The sequence below is a fragment of the Paenibacillus zeisoli genome (assembly GCF_003994465.1).
Classification (GTDB): Bacteria; Bacillota; Bacilli; order Paenibacillales; family Paenibacillaceae; genus Fontibacillus; species Fontibacillus zeisoli.
In genome coordinates this window covers 29051-48791 of record NZ_RZNX01000008.1, presented here as the reverse complement: position 1 = coordinate 48791, position 19741 = coordinate 29051, and the positions used below count along the sequence as shown (strand labels likewise).

Below are 19741 nucleotides of genomic sequence, written 5' to 3'. Positions count from 1 at the left end.
CCCGCAGGTGATCAGGCGATTTGTGCTATAGGAATTATAATCGGCGGGCGTAATGGTGCGATTCGTATAAAAAAAGGGAATGTCTACGGGCTTGCAGCCCGTGGACATTCCCTTTTTCTTAAAGTGGTGCAGTTGATGCGCTCGTTAGTCTAAATGGGCTCCTGTGGTCACATCACACTGATCCAGTGGAATGACTTTGGTACGCTTAGTCCATTTGTATCCAAGCCATACGATCAGGAACAGCGGTATGCTGACATAAGAGACAAGAATCCCGTACCAGTCGATTCCGTTCTCCGAGATGGCGCTGTAGCTTTGACCAATAATAACGATGAAGCAGAGTACAAAAGCAAACAGCGGGCCAAACGGGAACCACCGAGCTTTGTAAGGCAGCTTGTTCAGATCCAGGCCCTGAGCCACATAGGCCCGCCGGAAGCGGTAATGACAAATTGCGATGCCGAGCCAGGTAATAAAGCCGCACATCCCCGAGGCATTTAGCAGCCAAGAGTAGACGACCCCGTCTCCGAACATAGAGGCCAGGAATGCAGCCATACCGACCAGAGTTGTAAGCAGCAGCGCATTCACCGGAATTCCCCGGTGATTCAGCTTGGCCAGGAATTTAGGAGCTTTTCCTTCTTTGGCAAGACCATACAAGACACGGGAGGATGCATACATGCCCGAGTTACCGGCTGAGAGCACGGAAGAGAGAATAACGGCATTCATGACCGAAGCCGCAAAAGCAAGCCCCGCCTTCTCGAACACCAGCGTGAACGGGCTGACCCCAATGTTATCTACACCGCTCTTCAGCAGGTCCGGATTGGTGTACGGAATGATCAAGCTGATCACCATGATCGCCAGAATGTAGAAGATCAGAATACGCCAGAACACCTGGCGAATGGCTTTCGGTACATTTTGACGAGGATTCTCACTTTCTCCAGCGGCAACCCCGATCAGCTCGGTGCCCTGGAAGGAGAAGCCCGCAGCCATGAACACGCCGAGGAAGGCGAAGAATCCGCCATGGAACGGAGCATCTCCAATCGTAAAGTTCTTGAATCCAACGGTCTCGCCGCCGATAATTCCGATGATCATCAATACACCGACTGCGAGGAAAATAATAACGACAGCAATCTTGATGATGGCGAACCAGTATTCGGATTCTCCATAGCCTTTGACAGACAAGATGTTCAGGGCAAATATAACGGCAAGGAACAGTAGGCTCCACCAGAATGAGTTACTGTCCGGGAACCAGTATTTGATAATCAAGGTCGCCGCTGAAAGCTCGGCCGCTATGGTAATCGCCCAGTTATACCAGAAATTCCAGCCCAGCGCGAAGCCGAGTGAAGGATCTACGAATCGGGTGGCATAGGTACCGAACGATCCGGAATCCGGCATATACGTGGCCAGCTCCCCAAGGCTAGTCATCAGAAAGTACACCATGATGCCCACTGCGGCATAAGCGAGGAGGGCTCCTCCAGGACCTGCAGAGGCGATGGCTCCGCCGCTCGCCAGGAACAGACCTGTTCCGATGGAACCCCCGAGGGCAATCATCGTCATATGACGGGCTTTGAGTCCGGCCTTGAGCGATACAGTAGCTACTTTACGGTTGCTCATAAGAATTCTCCTTAATATAGAGTGAAGAGATAAGTCTAAAGGAAGCGCGAAGAAGCCACGGAAGAAATTTCCGCGGCTCGTATCTAGTACCCGCATCAACCTTCAAATCAAGATAGCTCAACACGTTCATCCGTTGGTATAGATGAACGTGACAGTTCTGTCCCTTTCGGTAACAGCCCCAGCAGAATTGGCATAGAGGAACAACTCTGCTTCGGCGGCACTGCCTTTCACTCCGGGATCAACAGCGTCCTTATACGCTTTCCCCAGTCTACTCTTCAACTGCCGCGACCTCTACCTCACCTTGAAATTAGAAATGATGAGGTAATATTCAATTGTATCTTCCATCAACTATCATCATCTGAATCTGAAACTTCATTCAGTATAAATCAACAAAAACTGAACAGCAACAGACAAATTATGCAAAATAAAGGCGTATTTATGACACTCCGCTTTCTCCCCGGCGGGCCATCTGCTGCCAGACGGTTCCCGCTGCCTGCTCGCCGGACTCAATCCGCTCAAGCGCCATCCGCGCCTGCAGACTGACCTCGAATTCGGGGTCATCTGCTGCCGCTTCAAGCGCTTCCCGGGCGTCGTCCGTCCCGACTTCGTACAGGAAGCGCGCAGCCCGCCAGCGCACCAGCTTGCTGCGGTCGGACAAAGCCTCTATCATCGGCCCGGTAGCGGCCGGGTCGCCGATGTCCGAGAGCGTGTCGCCCGCCGTCCGGCGCACGGCGGCGGAGCTGTCGCGCAGCGCTTCGTAGAGCAGCGCCATGGCGCCCGGCGTCCGGATGTCGCCGAGGTAGACCACGGCGAGCCGCCGCAGCTGCATCTGCGCATCGCGCAGCGCATCCGCGAGCAGCGGCAGCGCCTCTTCGCTCGGCTGCAGCGCATCCAGCGCGGCATAGCGCACGCGCCAGTCACCGCTCTGCATGCGCTCCTGCACTTCACCCAGCTTGAGCTCGCGGCGCTCCTCAACGAATTCGCTCTCGCTGCGGCCATGGGCAATGGCCTGGCGGATCACATCTGCAAGCCGCTCGGGAGGGAAGGCCGCTTCGATCTCCTGCTCGATCTCGCGGGCAATATGTTCAAGCTCGCCATAACGGACGCCATAATCGACGAGCTTGCGCTCTTTGATCAGGGTAGCGCTGGCGACCTCAGTCACGGCATTCACGAAGCGGTTAGGCAGCGAGATCCGCTCCTCAAGGGAGCCGGATTTCACGCGCACCTGCATCGGAATGCCGCGGAAGAACTGAACGAACACCTGCGCTTCGCCGTAGCCTGTGTTGGGGGCTTCTTCATCCGGCTTCCAGGCGGATTCCATGCCTTCCTGTCCGAACTGCTCCTGCACGCTGGCCAGAATGGCGGACCAGTCGGCATTGCCTTTACGATCCAGAGCGATGAAGTCCGCGGTATGAAAGATGCTCTTCACGCCGGGAATATGCAGCATCTGCTGAATCCAGGCCGGAGCCGAACGTTCGTTATCAGACGTATATGTTTTGCGCTGGCCGGGGGCCAGGGTCTCATCTAGATGAAGCTTCATCGTATTAGGGCTTGGGGTCGGTTCGATAAATTTGATTTTCATAGACGAATGACATCTCCTTTTGGGGTGTTGTGTCTATTTTACAACAATTGCCGAAGTATTCCTAAGTATGGGCGCAGACCCGGCGTAAAACCATGAATTTTGTGGAATAAATAGGAGACACCAGCGGAAAACTTAAACAGGTCAAATGGAACGTGAAGGGTGGATGGGAAATATGTTCCTGAAGCAGGAGAGAAAGCTGGTCCTGGTATGTCTCATCGTCACGATAATTATGCTGGCTGGAACGATCCGCAGCTTGATCAGGTACCTGCATTACCATTAAGTTAAACAGGAGATGAATGCTGATGTCACTCAATGACCCGGTGATGATGAGCCGGATTCTGACAGGACTCACCTTGTTCGTACATATTAATCTGGCAGCAATAGGAGTTGGGCTGCCTGTCATGATGGCCTTGGCAGAGTGGAGGGGAATACGAACCGGAGACCCTCACTACATCCTGCTCGCCCGCAGATGGGCGCGCGGATTCGTAATCTCAGTTGCCGTAGGTGTGGTAACAGGTACAGCGATTGGGCTGCAGCTCAGCCTGCTCTGGCCCACATTTATGCGCGTTGCCGGAAGGGCCATCGCCCTCCCGATGTTCATGGAGACGTTCGCCTTCTTCATTGAAGCGATCTTCCTGGGCATCTATCTGTACACCTGGGACCGGTTCCGCAACAAATATCTGCATCTGCTGCTGCTGATTCCGACGGCCATCGGCTCTACCGCATCGGCCTTCTTCATTACGTCCATGAATGCCTTCATGAACATGCCTCAGGGGTTCACACTGAAGAACGGAGTATTTACGGATGTGAATCCGCTGATGGCGATGTTCAACCCGGCTACGCCCACGAAGGTATCACATGTTATCGCTTCTTCCTATACCGTCAGCGCCTGCCTGCTTGTGGCTATCGCCGCCTTCAGTCTGCTTAAGGGACGTAGGCATGTCTATTACAAGAAGGCACTCAAGCTTACAGTGGTGTCTGCCTTCGTATTTGCCTTGGCTACAGCCATAATAGGGGATTTCTCAGGTAAATATCTGGCCAGGTATCAGCCCGAGAAGCTCGCTGCAGCGGAGTGGCATTTTGATACAAGGGATAAAGCCCCGCTCATTTATGGAGGAATTTTGGATAAGAACAATCAGGTCAAATACGCGATAAAGATTCCCTATGCGCTGAGTATACTGGCTGGCAGCTCGCCGAATATGACCGTGATCGGGCTTAATGAATTCCCTAAGGAGAACATTCCGCCGCTCAGTATCCACTATATGTTTGATCTTAAAGTTACGAATGGGATCATGCTGATTCTGATTCCTTTCATCTATATACTGCGCAAAAGAATCCCCGGAATGCGGGGCGCCGTGCCCAAATGGCTGCTAATCGGACTCGTTGCTCTTGCTCCGCTCGCGTTCGTTGCTGTGGAGTTGGGGTGGTTTTTTGCCGAGGTAGGCCGTCAACCCTGGATTCTTCGCGGCTATATGCGTGTATCCGAAGGGGCAACCACGTCAACCCACGTACCCTGGATGCTGGTGCTGTTCGTGCTGCTGTACCTGGTCCTGTGTGTCTCTTGTCTGAGGGTGCTGGGAAAGATGTTCCGTAACAAAAACGTAGATGATGAGCTGCGGGAGCTCTATCCGGAAGGCGGTGGAATGAAATGAGCTATGAAATTCTAGGAATTACCGTGCTGTGGACCTTTCTGTACGGGTATTTGATTGTGGCTTCCATTGACTTTGGAGCAGGGTTCTTCAGCTTCTATAGTGTATCGACTGGACATAAGAACAAGGTACACCGGGTGATTCAGCGGTATTTGTCTCCGGTATGGGAAGTCACGAATGTGTTCCTGATTTTTTTTGAGATCGGGCTGATCGGCTTCTTTCCGGAGTCTGCCTATTATTACGGGACTGCGCTGCTTGTACCGGGAAGTATTGTGATTATTTTGCTGGCGATCCGCGCTGTTTACTATGCCTATAACACTTATGGAATCTCAAACAATGGAAATATCGTATACATGGCGCTGTATGGGGCTACGGGGCTGTTGATTCCGGCGGCGCTCTCTACTGTTCTGGCTTTGTCGGAAGGCGGGATTATCGAGGAGATAGGGGGGCAGGTGCTGCTTAATTGGGGGGCGTTCTTCTCCAATCCGTATACCTGGTCGGTCGTTCTGCTGGCCATCGTCTCGGTGCTGTATATCTCGGCGATGTTCCTCAGCTATTATGCCTCTAAGGCAGAGGATAGGACAGCTTTTGAAATTCTGCGGAGGTATGCGCTCTTCTGGAGCGGACCTACTATTCTTGCCAGTGTGTTCGCTTTCTTCCAGATCAACCGGCAGAACCCGGAGCACTTCCAGAACATGCTTCACATCGCTTGGATGTTCGTGGCTTCTCTGTTGTGCTTCTTGGCCGCAGTATATCTGGTATGGCGGAGACGAAGTCTTGGATGGTCCTTTATCTTTGTCCTGCTTCAGTTCGCCTTTGCCTGGTATGGATACGGAAGATCACATCTGCCTTACGTATTGTATAAGTATGTCAACATTTATCAGAACTTTACGAACGAAGCTATGGCTACAGCCATGCTAACCGCATTTATTGCCGGGTTCATTCTGCTGGTCCCTTCCCTGGTGCTCTTGATGAGGCTGTTCCTGTTCGATGCCCGGTATATTCGCGGGAATTCACCGAAGAAAGGGTCATAGACATATGATTGAGCATTTTATGATGATGTATGCTCCCCAGCTGGTTGTCGCCGGAGCGATTCTATTCTTGTTCGTGTACGCAGTGAAATACAAAGATTCAGGGGATTAATTTGAAGCTGGGGATTACCTGCTATTGAATTTGGAAAACGGGGTAATAGTAGGTTAAGATGAGGGAAAGGCGATGGAACAGGGAAACCTTTTATTTTAGACTATACAGGGAAAAAGGAAGGGAGGAGCCCTCTTCATGCCCAGACACCGTTTTAACAATATCGATAATGTAAGCACAGATAAAACACTCAAGCAGTTCAGCCAATGGCGCGAAGAGCGCCGCAGGAAGAAGAAAGATTACTCCTATGTGATTCCTAACTCGGAACCAGAGCTTGAATACTTAAGGAACAACCGGGAAGATACCACGATTACCTGGATCGGGCATTCGACATTCCTGATTCAATATCACGGACTCAATATTGTGACCGACCCGGTGTGGGCCCCAAGAATGGCTTTTCAGCGGCGGCTTGGATCTCCGGGAATCCCGATTGATGAAATTCCTGAAGTGGATATCATTCTGATCTCCCACTCTCATTACGATCATATGCATATCTCATCAATTCGTAAATTATACGGTGCACGAACTACTATTCTGGTACCCGTGGGACTGAAGCGCAAGATGGAGCGCAAAGGCTTCAGCCGCTGCGAGGAGATGAAGTGGTGGGAGGAGTTGACGGTGAAGAATGTGAAATTCTCTTTCGTTCCGACCCAACACTGGACACGCCGGACGCCTTTCGATACGAACACTTCCCACTGGGGAGGCTTTGTCATGGAGATCGATCCGCCAGAGCAGAAGGGACAGGGAGATCCTGTTATTTATTTTGCGGGAGACAGTGGTTACTTTAAAGGATTCAAGGATATCGGGGAACGGTACAACATTGATGTTGCGCTTATGCCGATCGGGGCCTATGAGCCGGAATGGTTCATGACCTCACAGCACGTGAATCCCGAAGAAGCCATTCAGGCTTTCGTGGATGTTAAGGCCAAGACCATGGTTCCGATGCATTACGGTACCTTCAAGCTGGCCGATGATACGGCCCGTGAAGCACTGGATCGTATGGAAGCCGAACGCAAGAAACGGGGGATTCCGGAAGAGGCGATTCGTGTGCTGCTCTATGGGGAGACACTTCGTTATCCAAAGCTTAAGCCATCCGATACATCATCCCGCTAAGGTTAGTTCCCTGCCAAGGGGATTTCTATGCTATAATGGTGAGCTAGATGGAATGAACTAAAGACTGAGTGATGAATTGCCTCTTTAGTTCATTCCATCTTAGATGCGTGATATATCGATATAAAGGATGGTAATGATTAATGATCAGTACAAATGGTGTAACGCTCCGTTATGGAAAACGAGCACTTTTCGAAGATGTAAATATAAAGTTCACACCAGGGAACTGTTACGGTCTGATCGGTGCGAATGGTGCCGGCAAATCCACTTTCCTGAAGATTCTGTCTGGAGAAATTGAGCCTAACACAGGTGATGTTCATATGACTCCGGGCGAGCGTATGGCGGTTCTGAAGCAGAACCATTATGAATACGATGAATTTCCGGTTCTCGAGACGGTGATTATGGGTCACGCCCGTCTGTACAGCATCATGAAAGAGAAGGATGCCCTGTATGCCAAAGCGGACTTCTCTGAAGAAGATGGTCTTCGTGCAGGGGAACTTGAAGGGGACTTCGCGGAAATGGACGGCTGGAATGCAGAATCTGACGCCGCTTCACTCCTGATCGGCCTTGGGATCGAGAAAGATCTGCATGATAAGAAGATGAGCGAGCTTAGCGGTAATGAGAAGGTCCGTGTCCTGCTTGCGCAAGCGCTGTTTGGTACGCCGAACAACCTTCTGCTCGATGAGCCTACCAACCACTTGGACATTGATTCCATCGCTTGGCTGGAGAACTTCCTGCTTGATTATGAAGGCACCGTCATAGTTGTATCCCATGACCGTCACTTCCTGAACAAAGTATGTACCCATATTGCGGATATCGATTTCGGTAAAATCCAGTTGTATGTGGGTAACTACGATTTCTGGTACGAGTCCAGCCAGTTGGCCCTTAGATTAACTCGGGATGCCAACAAGAAGAAGGAAGAGAAGATCAAGGAACTACAAGCGTTCATTCAGCGGTTCTCGGCTAACGCTTCCAAGTCGAAGCAGGCTACTTCCCGTAAGAAGCAGCTCGACAAGATTACGCTGGATGATATTCGTCCATCTAACCGGAAGTATCCGTTCCTTCACTTCAAAGCCGAGCGTGAAGCAGGCAAGCAGCTTCTGACGGTGGACAGCGTTACTAAGACCCTTGAAGGCGAAACAGTGCTGAACAATGTCAGCTTTGTGGTGAACAAAGGTGACAAGATTGCATTCGTGGGTCCGGATGGACTGGCGAAGACGACTTTGTATCAGGTTATTATGGGTGAGACTGAGGCGGATGCAGGTGAGTATAACTGGGGCGTAACCACTACCCAGGCGTATTTCCCTAAGGACAACTCGGCTTACTTTGACGGTGTTGATCTCAACCTTGTCGAGTGGCTGCGCCAATACTCCAATGACCAGGATGAGACCTTCCTGCGCGGATTCCTTGGACGTATGCTGTTTGCCGGCGAGGAAGCCTTGAAGAAGGCAAGTGTACTCTCCGGGGGAGAGAAGGTCCGCTGTATGCTGGCGAAGATGATGCTCAACGGTGCGAATGTGCTAATCTTCGATGAGCCTACGAACCACTTGGACCTCGAATCCATTACAGCCCTTAATAACGGTCTGATTGACTTCGACGGCACCATCCTGTTCGACTCTCATGACCATCAGTTCATTCAGACGATTGCGAACCGGATCATTGAGATTACTCCAAACGGCGTAATTGATCGCCAAATGTCTTATGATGAGTATCTGGAGAATGAAGAAATTCAGCAGCTGCGCAAGGAAATGTACCCGGCAGGAACTCTGAATTCATAGTTATAAAAAAATGCTGCCCCTTTAAATTAAGGGACAGCATTTTCTTTAAGGGCTCCTAAGATCCGCCAGTACGGCGGCGCTGGTTGTTCGGTTTTTTGTTGTTTTGGCTTTTGAGTGTTTTGGTGGTATTCATGCCGCTTTGGCCTTGTTTATTGGAAGCCTGATTCTGCTTCTTTTGCTGTAATTTCAGCCGCATGGCTTCTGCGAGGTCGATTTTCTTAGGCTCTTTATTCTCTTCTGTCATCGTTATCATCTCCTTTGCGTGATGGGAGCGCTGATCTCATTTTAAACGTTTTTAAAACATTGGACAACGGGAATAATGGTTATATTGGATTTTGGAGGTGCTATTGGAATGGATACATACAAAGAGATCAGGCAGGGAGAGCGCGGCGCAATGATCAGTATTGCTGCATACCTAGTGCTGTCCGCCCTTAAGCTGATTAGTGGATATTTATTTCATTCCAGCGCCCTGCTTGCGGATGGCTTCAACAATGTTACCGATATTATTGCGTCAACCGCCATTCTGATCGGTCTACGTATTTCCAGGAAACCGCCGGATTCTGACCATGCCTATGGACATTTCAGAGCTGAGACCGTTGCTGTACTGCTGGCTTCCTTCATCATGGCCACGGTAGGGATTCAGGTGCTGATTGAAGCGGGAAGAGGTTTGTATGAAGGGAGAAAGGCTGCTCCCGATCCTTTGTCAGCGGTTATCGCGCTTGTGAGTGCAGCCGGCATGTTCGGAGTCTATGTGTATAACCGGAGACTCGCCAAGAGAATTAACAATCAGGCGCTAATGGCAACCGCCAAAGACAGCTTGTCGGATGCATTTGTAAGTATTGGAGCAGCAATCGGGATCTTCGGGGCACAGTTCGGGTTGCCTTGGCTGGATACGGTAGCGGCTATTGCCGTGGGGCTGCTTATCTGCAAGACAGCCTGGGATATCTTCAAGGATGCCACTTATCGTCTTACTGACGGCTTCGATGAGAATGAGCTGCAGGATCTGCGAAGCTCTATTGCCCGTATCCCGGGTGTGGAGGGACTTAAGGATGTGAAAGCGAGAGTGCATGGAAATCATGTGCTGGTCGATGTCGTTATTGAGGTGGACCCGAGGCTTAGCGTAACGGAAAGCCATGAGATCAGCGATCTCATTGAAGCGCGGATGGGAGAGCGCCACAATGTCATGAATGTTCATGTCCATGTGGAACCCAAACAGGAGGGCGCGCAGCTGGAAGAGGATCCAGCAGGTGTTGGTAAAGGCGAGATGCTATAGATGAGGAGCAGGAACACAATCTGAAGCTATTCACGGGTCATTTGACCGGGGGATAGCTTTTTTTGTGTGTTAGGTATTAGGGCCTGTTTGTGTGCGAAGATAGGTAGTTAGCATTACCCTGAGTTTTGTGCAATAAGACATATATTGAGTTCTCTCCGGAATGCCGATAAAGGGGACAAGCCCCTTTTTAGGCATACAACTCAGAACATCCCCGGGAGGATTCAACATGAAGAAGAGCTTAGCGATTGGAATTATCACCACCCTATTATTAGGTAACTCAGGTATACTTGCTTCATCTCACGTGCAGGCTGCCGCTTCTGTCCAGAAGGCCGGACTTACGGGAACCATTCAATATGGTGTGAACCTTCGGATGGGTCCATCAACCTCTACCCGTATTATTAAAATGCTGGAGACCGGAGAGACTGTCAGCATCACGGCGAAGGATAATCCTTATTTCTATAAAGTGCTTACGTCTAGCGGGCAGGTGGGATACGTCAGTAAATCGGAGAAATACATTAAGCTGAACTCTGATACGACGGTTGTCAAATCGGAGGATACCCAGCAGTCAGACGCTCAGCTTGAGCGGGACCGTAAGCTGGAGCTTCTTTTCCAAACGGCCAAGAAGTATCTGGGTACACCCTATGAATTTGGTTCGGACCGAAATACGACAACCACATTCGACTGTTCTGATTTCGCCAGACAAATATACAAGGAAGCCCTGAATATTATTCTGCCAGCCGATTCAAGATCACAGGGCGAGTGGATTAAGTCGAACAGCAAAGCTGTATACAATATGAATGAACTAAAACCGGGTGATCTGATCTTCTTCATGGGTTATAAGGGATCCTCGGATGCCGCGTATCAGGGAATTAATAAGGATTCAGAACGGATTAACCATGTGGGGGTATACCTCGGCAACGGACAAATGATCCAGACCTATTCGGTCAGCTCGGGAGGCGTACGTATCGATACGTTAACCGGGTCGTGGGCGAAGCGGTTCTTATTTGGAGGAAGTGTGCTTCAATAGTACAGCTTATATAGAATTTCACATTATTGATTATATCTGTATTTCATAAAGAACGCCCTGCTTTTGCAGAGAGATTCAGTCTCTTGCCAGAGCAGGGCGTTCTTTATGGGAGCCGGCCGGTTGGTTTCAGTGTATGTAAACGCCGGGAGGCTGTTATTGGTTGGTATTGGCTTTATGTTATATTATTTAGTATAATTTGGTGCCCATACCCAGCCTTTACCGAGCCAAGTGTAGATTTCCACCCAATCTCCGATGATTTGGCCAGTTGGCTCAAGCACTTGAGGATCCAGCTTGCCCCATGCTTTGCCGTTAGGGTCTTTATAAAATGTAGTCACTTTAAAGACTTCCCATTTCTTAGGGGGATTAGCTACAATAAGGTCATTAACGATAATAGGTGAGCTTACCGTAGTTGAAGTGACTACAGGTGTGGACGTAGTTGTCGACGTTCCTGTAGAATTTGTTGTGGTTACAGGAGCTGTCTCAGCAGAAGCTGCAGTTGCGAAAGCTGCGGATAGAGCAAGTGTTGCTGTGATGGCTGCTAGTTTTTTCATTGTATTTCCTCCCTAGGATATGTTTGGTGTTGCTTTGTATATTTTAAATAACCAGCCAAGCGACCTCAGAATCAAATTATGGAAAATTTTTTTTGAGCCTAAAGGATTTTTGTTAACGGAGTGTAAAGATTAATAGAGAAAGAGTGGAGAGTATGAGAAAAAAATGGTTGTTTCTAATCCCGTTCATCTTGATTATTGTGGCAGTTACAGCTGTTATTCTATACATCCGTCCAACCCAAGAACTGGATCTCAATTACACAGAGCTCGATTGGAAAGCAAAGATAACGCAGATGATCGAAACCCGTGAACCGGTGATCCAAATTAACGCCGAGGAATTCAACAGATTGGCCAAGCAGAAGCTGGTCAAATATTTAGCCAAGGGAGAACTTCCGGTTGATGTTACAGGCGCGGAATTTAAGCAGCATGGAAACCGGATCGATGCGGACATCAACGGAAAGTGGGGAATTATCCCCTTCGGAGCAAAAGCAGTCTATAATATGGACTTCTCCGGGGGACTTGTTGTATTGACTCCGGTCTCTGTGCAGATTAAGGGGATCAAGCTAACCCCTGAGCAGCTTGGGCTGAAGCAGGTGAGTGTACCGCCGGGCAAGGAGCTGCCCGAGATGATTAAAGTTAAGGATATGATCTTTCATGAGGACTCCATTGAAGCGAGGTTGTCCTTGAACTGGCTGGAAATTATGCGGTTATTATAACTTATAAGATCGGATAGGTTAGCAGATCAAAAAGGCGGTAATGACAAGGTCCTCGGGATACTTGGTCATTACCGCCTTTTTGCAATGTAATACGCTGTTGAAGTTGAACTTAAGAATTACCTCTAGGCAAGAGTGTGAAATGATTCTGGAAAAGCGGAGCGCTCGCCTTTGTTCCCAGATTTCTACCTTAAAAATTCAAATAAGAAATCTGGGAACAACAGCGATCGGAAGAACATTTCACGCGGCTGCCTTATAAGGAATTCAATAATCCAACTTACTGAGCTATCCGCGATTTTTTCAAGTTAAAGCGATCTGCGTCCATTACGACCCGTGAAGAGAGAGATAATGAACAGAACCAGGAAGACGAAGAACAATATTTTTGCTATAGAAGCTGTTGCTGCCACCACAAGATTGAAGAAACCGAAGATACCTGCAATCAAGGCAACGACCAGAAAAATAAGGGACCATTTTAACATGAAGATCCACCTTCTTTCATAGAAGATTAGTAAAGGCGCTTCTCGTGAATCCGGTTTGGATCCGGGCTTTCAAGAACGCTTCGGTGCGGGTTGTTCCCGCCTCGTAATGATTTTTAACCGAGCTGTTTAGGAATGAAACAATTGCGCATGCCGCATGGATTCAGGCAACATTTTCCTTTGTTTCGTCCAAAACGGCTCGGGGTAACTATGGGGTAACAAAGCTTACGAGGAAAGAAAGAGAGGTAATGTTGATGTCACTTATTTGGCAGCTTAGTGTAGCAGTTATTGCTTTAGCGTTTGTAGCCTTGGTTATCTTCCTAATCAAAACGTTGAAGGCAGCAGAGAATTCCCTTGATAAAACATCTCAAACGCTTCAGGAGGTCCAGAAGACGATTGATGAGCTTACGTATGAAGTGAAAGAAGTGCTTAGACATGCGAACGGGATTACAGAGGATGTACAGTACAAAATGAAACAGATTGATCCTGTCATTGAAACGGTGAAGAATGTTGGCGAAATTTTGAATGAGGTTACACTCAGCGCCAAACAAGTATCTACCGCTTTAATTGAGAGATTCAAGAAGCCGACTGAGGTGAGAGTTTCTACTAAAGATGCTGCACGAGCTGCGCTGCAGACGCCTTCCGAGAAAACGGTGCAAAGCTATGAGGCGACCTATTCCAAGAAGAACTCAGCTAATTGGATGAAATGGATTGATCTTGCTGCAGGCGCCTGGCACAAATTTCGTCACTAATCGTAAGGCTGGCAGCTTAAAGAAAGGGTGAGCTTATGTTGAATGCAATTCTGCTGCTAATCGGACTACTTTCTCCCCTTAACGGGCCATCGCCCACAGCTGATGGCAGGGTAATGAATTCATTTGCCCAGTCGGAATCTTCGCAAGTGGTTCAGGCTTCATGGAACCCCCTTGGAACGAGGTATGAACGGGTGAATGAATTCAATACGCTGAGCGACATTTCACTAAGTGATCAGACAAAGGATGTAATCAGTAAGAAAGGGAAGCCTGATAAGGTAACCCGCGACAAGCTTACCGGTTATACCGAGTATCATTATAAAGATGTCACAGTCGGGCTGTACGATGACCAGGTTTACTATGTACATCTGGGTGCTAATGCTAAGGAGATGAAAGTGAATAAGCAGTGGATTGCACTTCAATCCTCCTCTTTGAACCGGGCTTTCGGTCCCGCGGATTACACCGCCGAGGATGGCGATGTCTATACCCGTGGATATAGTGCGATCAAAATTTACAGGGACGCTGCAGGAGCTATACTGGGCATCGATCTGTTCGATGCAGCAGCCTTTGATTGAGGTAGTAAAATGCTGGAAAAGTGATTCACCTTACGCCAGATTGGGTTAATGGCTATTTAGGTATTCAGAGTATGAACAGTACTTAGTAAAGGAGTGCGTAAAAAATCATGAGTATAGAAAGTACTAAATCTTATGCAAAAGTTGTGCAAAACGGGGTTCAGGCGGTTGAGACGATCAGAGAGCTTGGCGCCACCGGTTATCTCGCTGAGAATATATATGTACTGGCCCATGATCAGGATCGCACAGACCGAATTATTGATGCTGCCGATGCCCAAGAGGTTGGGATAAAGGAAGAAGGAATTTTCCATTCCTTGGCGAATCTGTTCCGCTCCCGGGGAGACGAACTGCGCTCCAAGATTGTATCCTTAGGCTTCACGGAGACTGAGGCTGAATTTTATGAGAAAGAACTGGATCTGGGCAAAGTGCTTGTCATTGCTGTCCGGAAATAAGAATAGAGCATGACGACAAATTTGTCGTTTTATAGATAAGGAATGGGGAATTTCCCTCATTCCTTATCTATATTTTGGGATATATGTGGTTGACTGTTAATGATTCGTAAGTTTTTTGAGCTGCTTGTAGGGAAAATGATATAGTTGAAATGATTGATGTCCAAGGTAGAAAGTAAATTGCTGGTTTGTGCAAATCTTCACCGAGGCTAAGGAGAGGGATATGAAAATTTTAATTGTGGACGATAATCCGACGAATATCATCATTGTTCGTGAAATCCTGAAAAAAGAAGATTACCGGAATACGGTGGCCGTCTCATCCGCGTTCGAAATGTTCCAGCAGCTAGGTCTGGATCATACCGGGCAGGGAGCGGTGACCGCACCTACTGATATAGATTTGATTCTGCTTGATATGATGATGCCAGAAATGGATGGTATAGAGGCCTGCCGTATTGTTCAGCAGTATGAGGAGCTTAAGGATATTCCTATTATTATGGTTACCGCTGTAGGAGATTCCAAGAAATTAGCCGAAGCGCTGGATGCAGGCGCTGTCGATTACGTCACCAAGCCGATTAATAAAGTTGAACTTATGGCCCGTATCCGGCTTGCCCTTCGATTGAAGCAGGAGAAGGATTGGCACAAAGAACGCGATCAGCGACTTCAAGAGGAGCTAAAGCTGGCGGGCCTAGTGCAAAATGCAGTGCTCAGCGCGCCTATTGATGATCCATTCTTTGGGGTCAGTGCCATTTATAAGCCTTCATTCGAGCTGGCCGGCGATTTGTATGCCTGGTATCCGCTGGGCGAGGGCAGATATGGGATTATTTTGCTGGATATGATGGGACACGGAATTTCTTCATCTTTATTCTGTATGTTCATTGCCTCTGTCTTGAAAGATACAGTAAATACTTATGTTGAGCCCGAAAAGGTCATTCAGGAGCTCAATCGAAGATTCAGCCAGCTTCATATTGACAGTCAGTTAGTCCAGTATTACTTCACTGCGATCTATCTGGTGGTGGACACTAAATTCAAACGTATCGATTATGTGAATGCGGGACATCCGCCGGGACTTCTCTATATGAAGGACGGGTCAGTGAACATGCTGGGGACCGGATGTCCGCCGGTGGGGCTGTTTGATAAAATCGAGGCGGAGACCCGTTCCATCACGTATGAGGAAGAAGGGCATATTGTTCTGTATACGGATGGGCTGCTTGAGGCCGTGGAAGGCACTCAGGATGATCAGATTGAATATCTCGTTACCAATCTTGCGTCTAATCATAGAATGGACCTGCAGAGAATGCAGGAAATGTTCTTTGACGATAGCGGGCCACAGGAGCGCGAAGACGATAAATGTCTAGTATGGATATCACTAAAAAAAGGGGAAGGCCGGAATGAGAATCAAGAGTAAGCTGGTCATTGGCTTTGGATCAATTATGGCAATCCTGCTTGTCTTAACCTTTATCGGTTATGATCGAATGGATTTCATGCGGAAGCAGATTGATCAAGTATATGAACAAAGATATATGAACATACGGAGTTCGGGAGATGTGCGCGGGCAGGTTAACGAGGTGACCAAGAAGCTGGCGGATCTGCTGCTCAACCCATCCCTTTCCGTAGAGAGTACCACGCCTGAGATTATGGACAATGTGAGTAAGGCGGATGCAAGCTTGGCGGCCCTAACCACGAATAAGAATTCCAGTGCGGAAGAAAAGCTTATCTTATCTAATGTGAGTAAAGCGTGGGGTCAGTACAAAGCTTATTTAGACAAGCAGCTGTCATTACTGAGCCAGAGTGATAGATCCCGGGCGGTTACTTTCCGGAATGCTAACGGAGTAGATCTGCAGAACAAAATTGTAGATAGCGTCAACTCTCTGAGAACCTATCAAGATCTGAAAATTGAGGAAGAAGTTCAATCTGCCCGGGATGCATACGAACAGTCCGTGCAGATTACCGTTGCCGTGATGGCCGCCGGCCTGCTGTTGGCTCTTGGAGTCATGCTGTGGATCATACCGAGCATCACCAGAGGATTCAATACCGTGTCACAAATGATGACCAGCTTCAGCAATGGTAAACTTAAGGCGATTAGGCGTATAAAGATTGCTAACACGGATGAGATTGGAGATGTTGCGCGGGTATTTCAGGAGTTATCCGAGGATTTGGAGGAGAAGCAGGAGCTGGAGAGGAAATATCTGCAGGCCCAGCAGGATCAGGCCTGGGTTAATTCCAATTTGGCCCGGATTACCGAGCTGTTCCAGGGAGTCAATTCGCTTGAACAGGTGTCGCAAATGTTCATTACTGAATTTACTCCCATTCTTGGGGGCCGATACGGTGCCCTGTATACCCGAAGTGATGAACACAGTCCGAATGAAGTTCATCTTGCAGCGGCCTATGCCATGGATGAAGTGGGACGCCCTAACAAGTCGTTCAAGCTGGGTGAAGGCCTTGTCGGCCAGGTAGCTCTCTCGAAAGAGCCGCTGACGCTTGTCAAATTGCCGGAAAGCTATCTCTCGATCCGCTCCGGACTCGGTGAGGCCGAGCCTGCGGAAGTTATGATCTACCCTGTTTTATTTGAAGATCAGGTTCTAGGTGTCATCGAAATTGCTAATTTCCTTCATTTCAACCACCTTCAGAAGCAGCTGTTGAAGGAACTGGCTGTAAGTCTTGGTATCATTCTTAATAATATTATTGGTCGTTTAAGAGTAGAAGAACTGCTGCGGGAATCCCAGACCCTTGCTGAGGAGCTTCAATGTCAGTCAGAAGAATTGCAAAGCCAGCAGGAGGAGCTTCGCCGCTCCAATGAAAATCTGGAGGAGCAGACCCTAGCTCTCAAGCGTTCGGAGGAACAGCTGGAGCATTTCAATACGGAGCTCCTTGCGAAGACACATGCCCTGCAGGAGCAGGTGCAGGAAGTGGAAGAGAAGAACGAAGAAATCGAGAAGACTAAGATTCAGCTAGAGCAGCAGGCCAGCCAGCTTGCTCTTACAAGTAAATATAAGTCTGAATTCCTGGCGAATATGTCGCATGAACTGCGGACACCGCTTAACAGTCTGTTGATCCTTTCCCAGCTTCTGTCTGAGAATAAGGAAGAGAATCTGACCGTCAAGCAGAAGGAATACGCGCAGACAATCTATATGTCAGGTGCGGATCTGCTCAAGATGATTGATGAGATTCTTGATTTGTCCAAAGTGGATGCCGGCAAGATGGAGATCAATGAGGAATCTGTCAGCATTTCTGAGCTGGAGAGGTTTGTAGAGACTAACTTTAGTGAAGTGGCACTGAAGAAGAACCTTCAGCTGCTTTTAGAAATTCAGGAGAATGTGCCGGAGGCCATCAATACAGATGGACACCGGGTGAAGCAGATTCTGCGGAATTTGCTGTCCAATGCTTTTAAATTTACAACCGAAGGCGAAGTGAGCTTTAAAGTAGCTCCAGCTAAGCCGGAGGAGCTTCCATATTATCTGGATCATGAACAAGAATACCTGGCTCTAAGCATTAAGGATACAGGGATTGGGATACCGAAGGATAAGACGGATCTGATCTTTGAAGCGTTCCAGCAGGCGGATGGCACTACCAGCCGCAGATTTGGAGGTACGGGTCTCGGATTGTCCATCAGCCGGGGCTTGGCTTCTCTGCTCGGCGGAGCGATTTCCTTGAAGACAAAGGAAGGGGAAGGCAGTGAGTTCATCTTATATCTTCCGAAGGGCGGGATTAGGCCAGTTGTGAAATCCCGTACTCCTGAACCAGCCAGCTCACCAAGGATAGAGCCAGTTCCTGAAGAGAAGGATAACAGAAGCAAAGACGAAGTGAGAAATGCTGGTTTCAGCTTGCCGGATGATCGAAATAGCATTACCTCCCAGGATAAAGTGATGCTCATCGTCGAGGATGACCTCAATTTCGCGAAGATACTCATCGATATGGCTAAGGCCTATGGGTTCAAAACTTTAACTACATCCCAGGGCGATGAAGGGCTGAAGCTGGCAAGAACCTATCTGCCGGATGCTATAATCCTTGATATCCAGCTGCCTGTCATGGATGGGTGGTCCATTCTCGGAGAGCTCAAAGGCAACCCGGATACACGCCACATTCCAGTCCACGTCATCTCGGTTGTGGATGATGTGAAGCAGGGCATGAAGATGGGGGCCATTGCTTATTTGCAGAAGCCTTCTTCAAGGGAAAGTCTTGAGCGGGCGTTCTCGCACATAGAATCTTATATGGACAAGAGTTTGAAACACCTGTTAGTGGTAGAAGATGATGAAGTACAGCGGCAGGCGATTATCGAGCTGGTCGGACATGATGATGTCATCATTACGGCTGTCTCTTCCGGAGAGGAAGCGATTCGCGAGCTTCATAGCAAGCATTATGACTGTATGGTGCTCGATTTGATGCTGACGGATATGACCGGCTTTGCTCTGCTTGATCAGATCCGCGATGATGAGAACCTTCATGATCTGCCGATCATTATCTACACCGGGAAGGAACTTGACAGCAAGGAAGAGACAGAGCTGCGAAAATATGCAGAATCCATCATCATCAAAGACGTGAAGTCGCCGGAGCGTCTCCTTGATGAGACGACGTTGTTCCTGCATCGGGTAGAAGCTAATCTTCCTGAGGAGAAACGTGAAATTCTGCGGAAGCTCCATAACAAGGAGGAGCTGTTCGAGGGCAAGAAGATTCTGCTGGTCGATGATGATGTCCGCAATGTATTCGCACTTTCCAGTGTGCTTGAAGGATACCAAATGGAGGTTGTCTTTGCCGAGAATGGCAGGGAGGCTATTGATCTGCTGGAAGAGCAGGGCGACTTCGATCTGGTCTTAATGGATATGATGATGCCGGAGATGGATGGCTATGAAGCCATGCGCCTTATTCGGGAGATGCCGCAGTTCGAGAAGCTCCCGATTATTGCCCTCACAGCGAAAGCGATGAAGGATGACCGCTTTAAATGTATCGAAGCTGGTGCTTCGGATTATATGAAGAAGCCGATTCAGACCGATCAACTTTTATCATTAATGAGAGTATGGTTGTATTCGTAAGCGGATTTAAAGGGTAATAAGGAGTAACTTGATTAGGTGA

18 protein-coding genes and 1 riboswitch are annotated in these 19741 nt (G+C 48.6%); of the genes, 13 read left to right on the top strand and 5 right to left on the bottom strand.

What is annotated here, in order from left to right:
- Nucleotides 1-144 precede the first annotated feature (144 nt).
- Together EJP77_RS16240 and EJP77_RS16235 are read right to left on the bottom strand one after the other, a co-directional pair.
- On the bottom strand, nucleotides 145-1608 hold the full coding sequence (locus tag EJP77_RS16240) for an amino acid permease (RefSeq protein WP_127200303.1): 1464 nt from the start codon (nucleotides 1606-1608) through the stop codon (nucleotides 145-147).
- A 105-nt stretch (nucleotides 1609-1713) separates the two neighbouring features.
- Nucleotides 1714-1910, bottom strand: a riboswitch (Lysine riboswitch).
- A gap of 134 nt (nucleotides 1911-2044) precedes the next feature.
- Nucleotides 2045-3190 (bottom strand): conserved virulence factor C family protein, encoded by a 1146-nt coding sequence (locus EJP77_RS16235; protein ID WP_127200302.1) that lies wholly within the window; start codon nucleotides 3188-3190, stop codon nucleotides 2045-2047.
- A gap of 302 nt (nucleotides 3191-3492) precedes the next feature.
- Here EJP77_RS16235 and EJP77_RS16230 point away from each other — a divergent pair, with 302 nt between their 5' ends.
- The 5 genes from EJP77_RS16230 (at nucleotide 3493) to EJP77_RS16215 (ending at nucleotide 8867) form a co-directional block, all read left to right on the top strand.
- Nucleotides 3493-4842 (top strand): cytochrome ubiquinol oxidase subunit I, encoded by a 1350-nt coding sequence (locus EJP77_RS16230; RefSeq protein ID WP_127200301.1) that lies wholly within the window; start codon nucleotides 3493-3495, stop codon nucleotides 4840-4842.
- Nucleotides 4839-5873 (top strand): cytochrome d ubiquinol oxidase subunit II, encoded by a 1035-nt coding sequence (locus EJP77_RS16225; RefSeq protein ID WP_127200300.1) that lies wholly within the window; start codon nucleotides 4839-4841, stop codon nucleotides 5871-5873. The genes EJP77_RS16230 and EJP77_RS16225 overlap by 4 nt, the downstream gene beginning before the upstream one ends.
- Nucleotides 5874-5877: 4 nt before the next feature.
- Nucleotides 5878-5982, top strand: coding sequence for a cytochrome bd oxidase small subunit CydS family protein (gene cydS, locus EJP77_RS21100; RefSeq protein WP_425464259.1), 105 nt, complete (start codon nucleotides 5878-5880; stop codon nucleotides 5980-5982).
- Between the two features lie 135 nt (nucleotides 5983-6117).
- Nucleotides 6118-7092, top strand: coding sequence for an MBL fold metallo-hydrolase (locus EJP77_RS16220; RefSeq protein ID WP_127200299.1), 975 nt, complete (start codon nucleotides 6118-6120; stop codon nucleotides 7090-7092).
- A 140-nt stretch (nucleotides 7093-7232) separates the two neighbouring features.
- Entirely contained in the window at nucleotides 7233-8867 is a 1635-nt protein-coding gene (locus EJP77_RS16215) for an ABC-F family ATP-binding cassette domain-containing protein (protein WP_127200298.1), read from the top strand.
- Nucleotides 8868-8922: 55 nt separating this feature from the next.
- Here EJP77_RS16215 and EJP77_RS16210 read toward each other — a convergent pair whose 3' ends face one another.
- On the bottom strand, nucleotides 8923-9111 hold the full coding sequence (locus EJP77_RS16210; protein ID WP_127200297.1) for a hypothetical protein: 189 nt from the start codon (nucleotides 9109-9111) through the stop codon (nucleotides 8923-8925).
- A gap of 108 nt (nucleotides 9112-9219) precedes the next feature.
- Between EJP77_RS16210 and EJP77_RS16205 the strand changes: the two genes are divergently transcribed.
- Both EJP77_RS16205 and EJP77_RS16200 read left to right on the top strand, forming a co-directional pair.
- Nucleotides 9220-10140, top strand: a complete 921-nt coding sequence (locus EJP77_RS16205; RefSeq protein ID WP_127200296.1) for a cation diffusion facilitator family transporter — start codon at nucleotides 9220-9222, stop codon at nucleotides 10138-10140.
- Between the two features lie 226 nt (nucleotides 10141-10366).
- The gene (locus tag EJP77_RS16200; protein ID WP_127200295.1) at nucleotides 10367-11167 is read left to right on the top strand and encodes a C40 family peptidase; all 801 of its coding nucleotides are present in this window, start codon (nucleotides 10367-10369) and stop codon (nucleotides 11165-11167) included.
- Between the two features lie 182 nt (nucleotides 11168-11349).
- Here EJP77_RS16200 and EJP77_RS16195 read toward each other — a convergent pair whose 3' ends face one another.
- Nucleotides 11350-11718 carry a hypothetical protein gene (locus tag EJP77_RS16195; RefSeq protein ID WP_127200294.1) on the bottom strand — a complete coding sequence of 123 codons (369 nt, stop codon included), beginning with the start codon at nucleotides 11716-11718 and terminating at the stop codon, nucleotides 11350-11352.
- 152 nt (nucleotides 11719-11870) lie between these two features.
- Between EJP77_RS16195 and EJP77_RS16190 the strand changes: the two genes are divergently transcribed.
- Complete coding sequence (locus tag EJP77_RS16190) at nucleotides 11871-12431, top strand: hypothetical protein (protein ID WP_127200293.1); 561 nt, start codon at nucleotides 11871-11873, stop codon at nucleotides 12429-12431.
- Nucleotides 12432-12733: 302 nt separating this feature from the next.
- On the opposite strand, the gene EJP77_RS16185 is transcribed toward EJP77_RS16190, so the two are convergent.
- Nucleotides 12734-12907, bottom strand: a complete 174-nt coding sequence (locus EJP77_RS16185) for a DUF1328 domain-containing protein (protein WP_127200292.1) — start codon at nucleotides 12905-12907, stop codon at nucleotides 12734-12736.
- Nucleotides 12908-13158: 251 nt separating this feature from the next.
- Here EJP77_RS16185 and EJP77_RS16180 point away from each other — a divergent pair, with 251 nt between their 5' ends.
- From EJP77_RS16180 to EJP77_RS16160, 5 genes are all read left to right on the top strand, one after another.
- A complete protein-coding gene (locus tag EJP77_RS16180; protein ID WP_127200291.1) occupies nucleotides 13159-13656 on the top strand; it encodes a DUF948 domain-containing protein in 498 nt (165 codons plus the stop codon).
- 35 nt (nucleotides 13657-13691) lie between these two features.
- A complete protein-coding gene (locus EJP77_RS16175) occupies nucleotides 13692-14228 on the top strand; it encodes a hypothetical protein (protein WP_127200290.1) in 537 nt (178 codons plus the stop codon).
- Nucleotides 14229-14335: 107 nt separating this feature from the next.
- Nucleotides 14336-14677, top strand: coding sequence for a YflT domain-containing protein (locus EJP77_RS16170; RefSeq protein WP_127200289.1), 342 nt, complete (start codon nucleotides 14336-14338; stop codon nucleotides 14675-14677).
- 220 nt (nucleotides 14678-14897) lie between these two features.
- The gene (locus tag EJP77_RS16165) at nucleotides 14898-16079 is read left to right on the top strand and encodes a PP2C family protein-serine/threonine phosphatase (protein ID WP_127200288.1); all 1182 of its coding nucleotides are present in this window, start codon (nucleotides 14898-14900) and stop codon (nucleotides 16077-16079) included.
- A complete protein-coding gene (locus tag EJP77_RS16160) occupies nucleotides 16063-19701 on the top strand; it encodes a response regulator (protein ID WP_127200287.1) in 3639 nt (1212 codons plus the stop codon). Before EJP77_RS16165 ends, EJP77_RS16160 begins: the two co-directional genes overlap by 17 nt.
- Nucleotides 19702-19741: the final 40 nt, after the last annotated feature.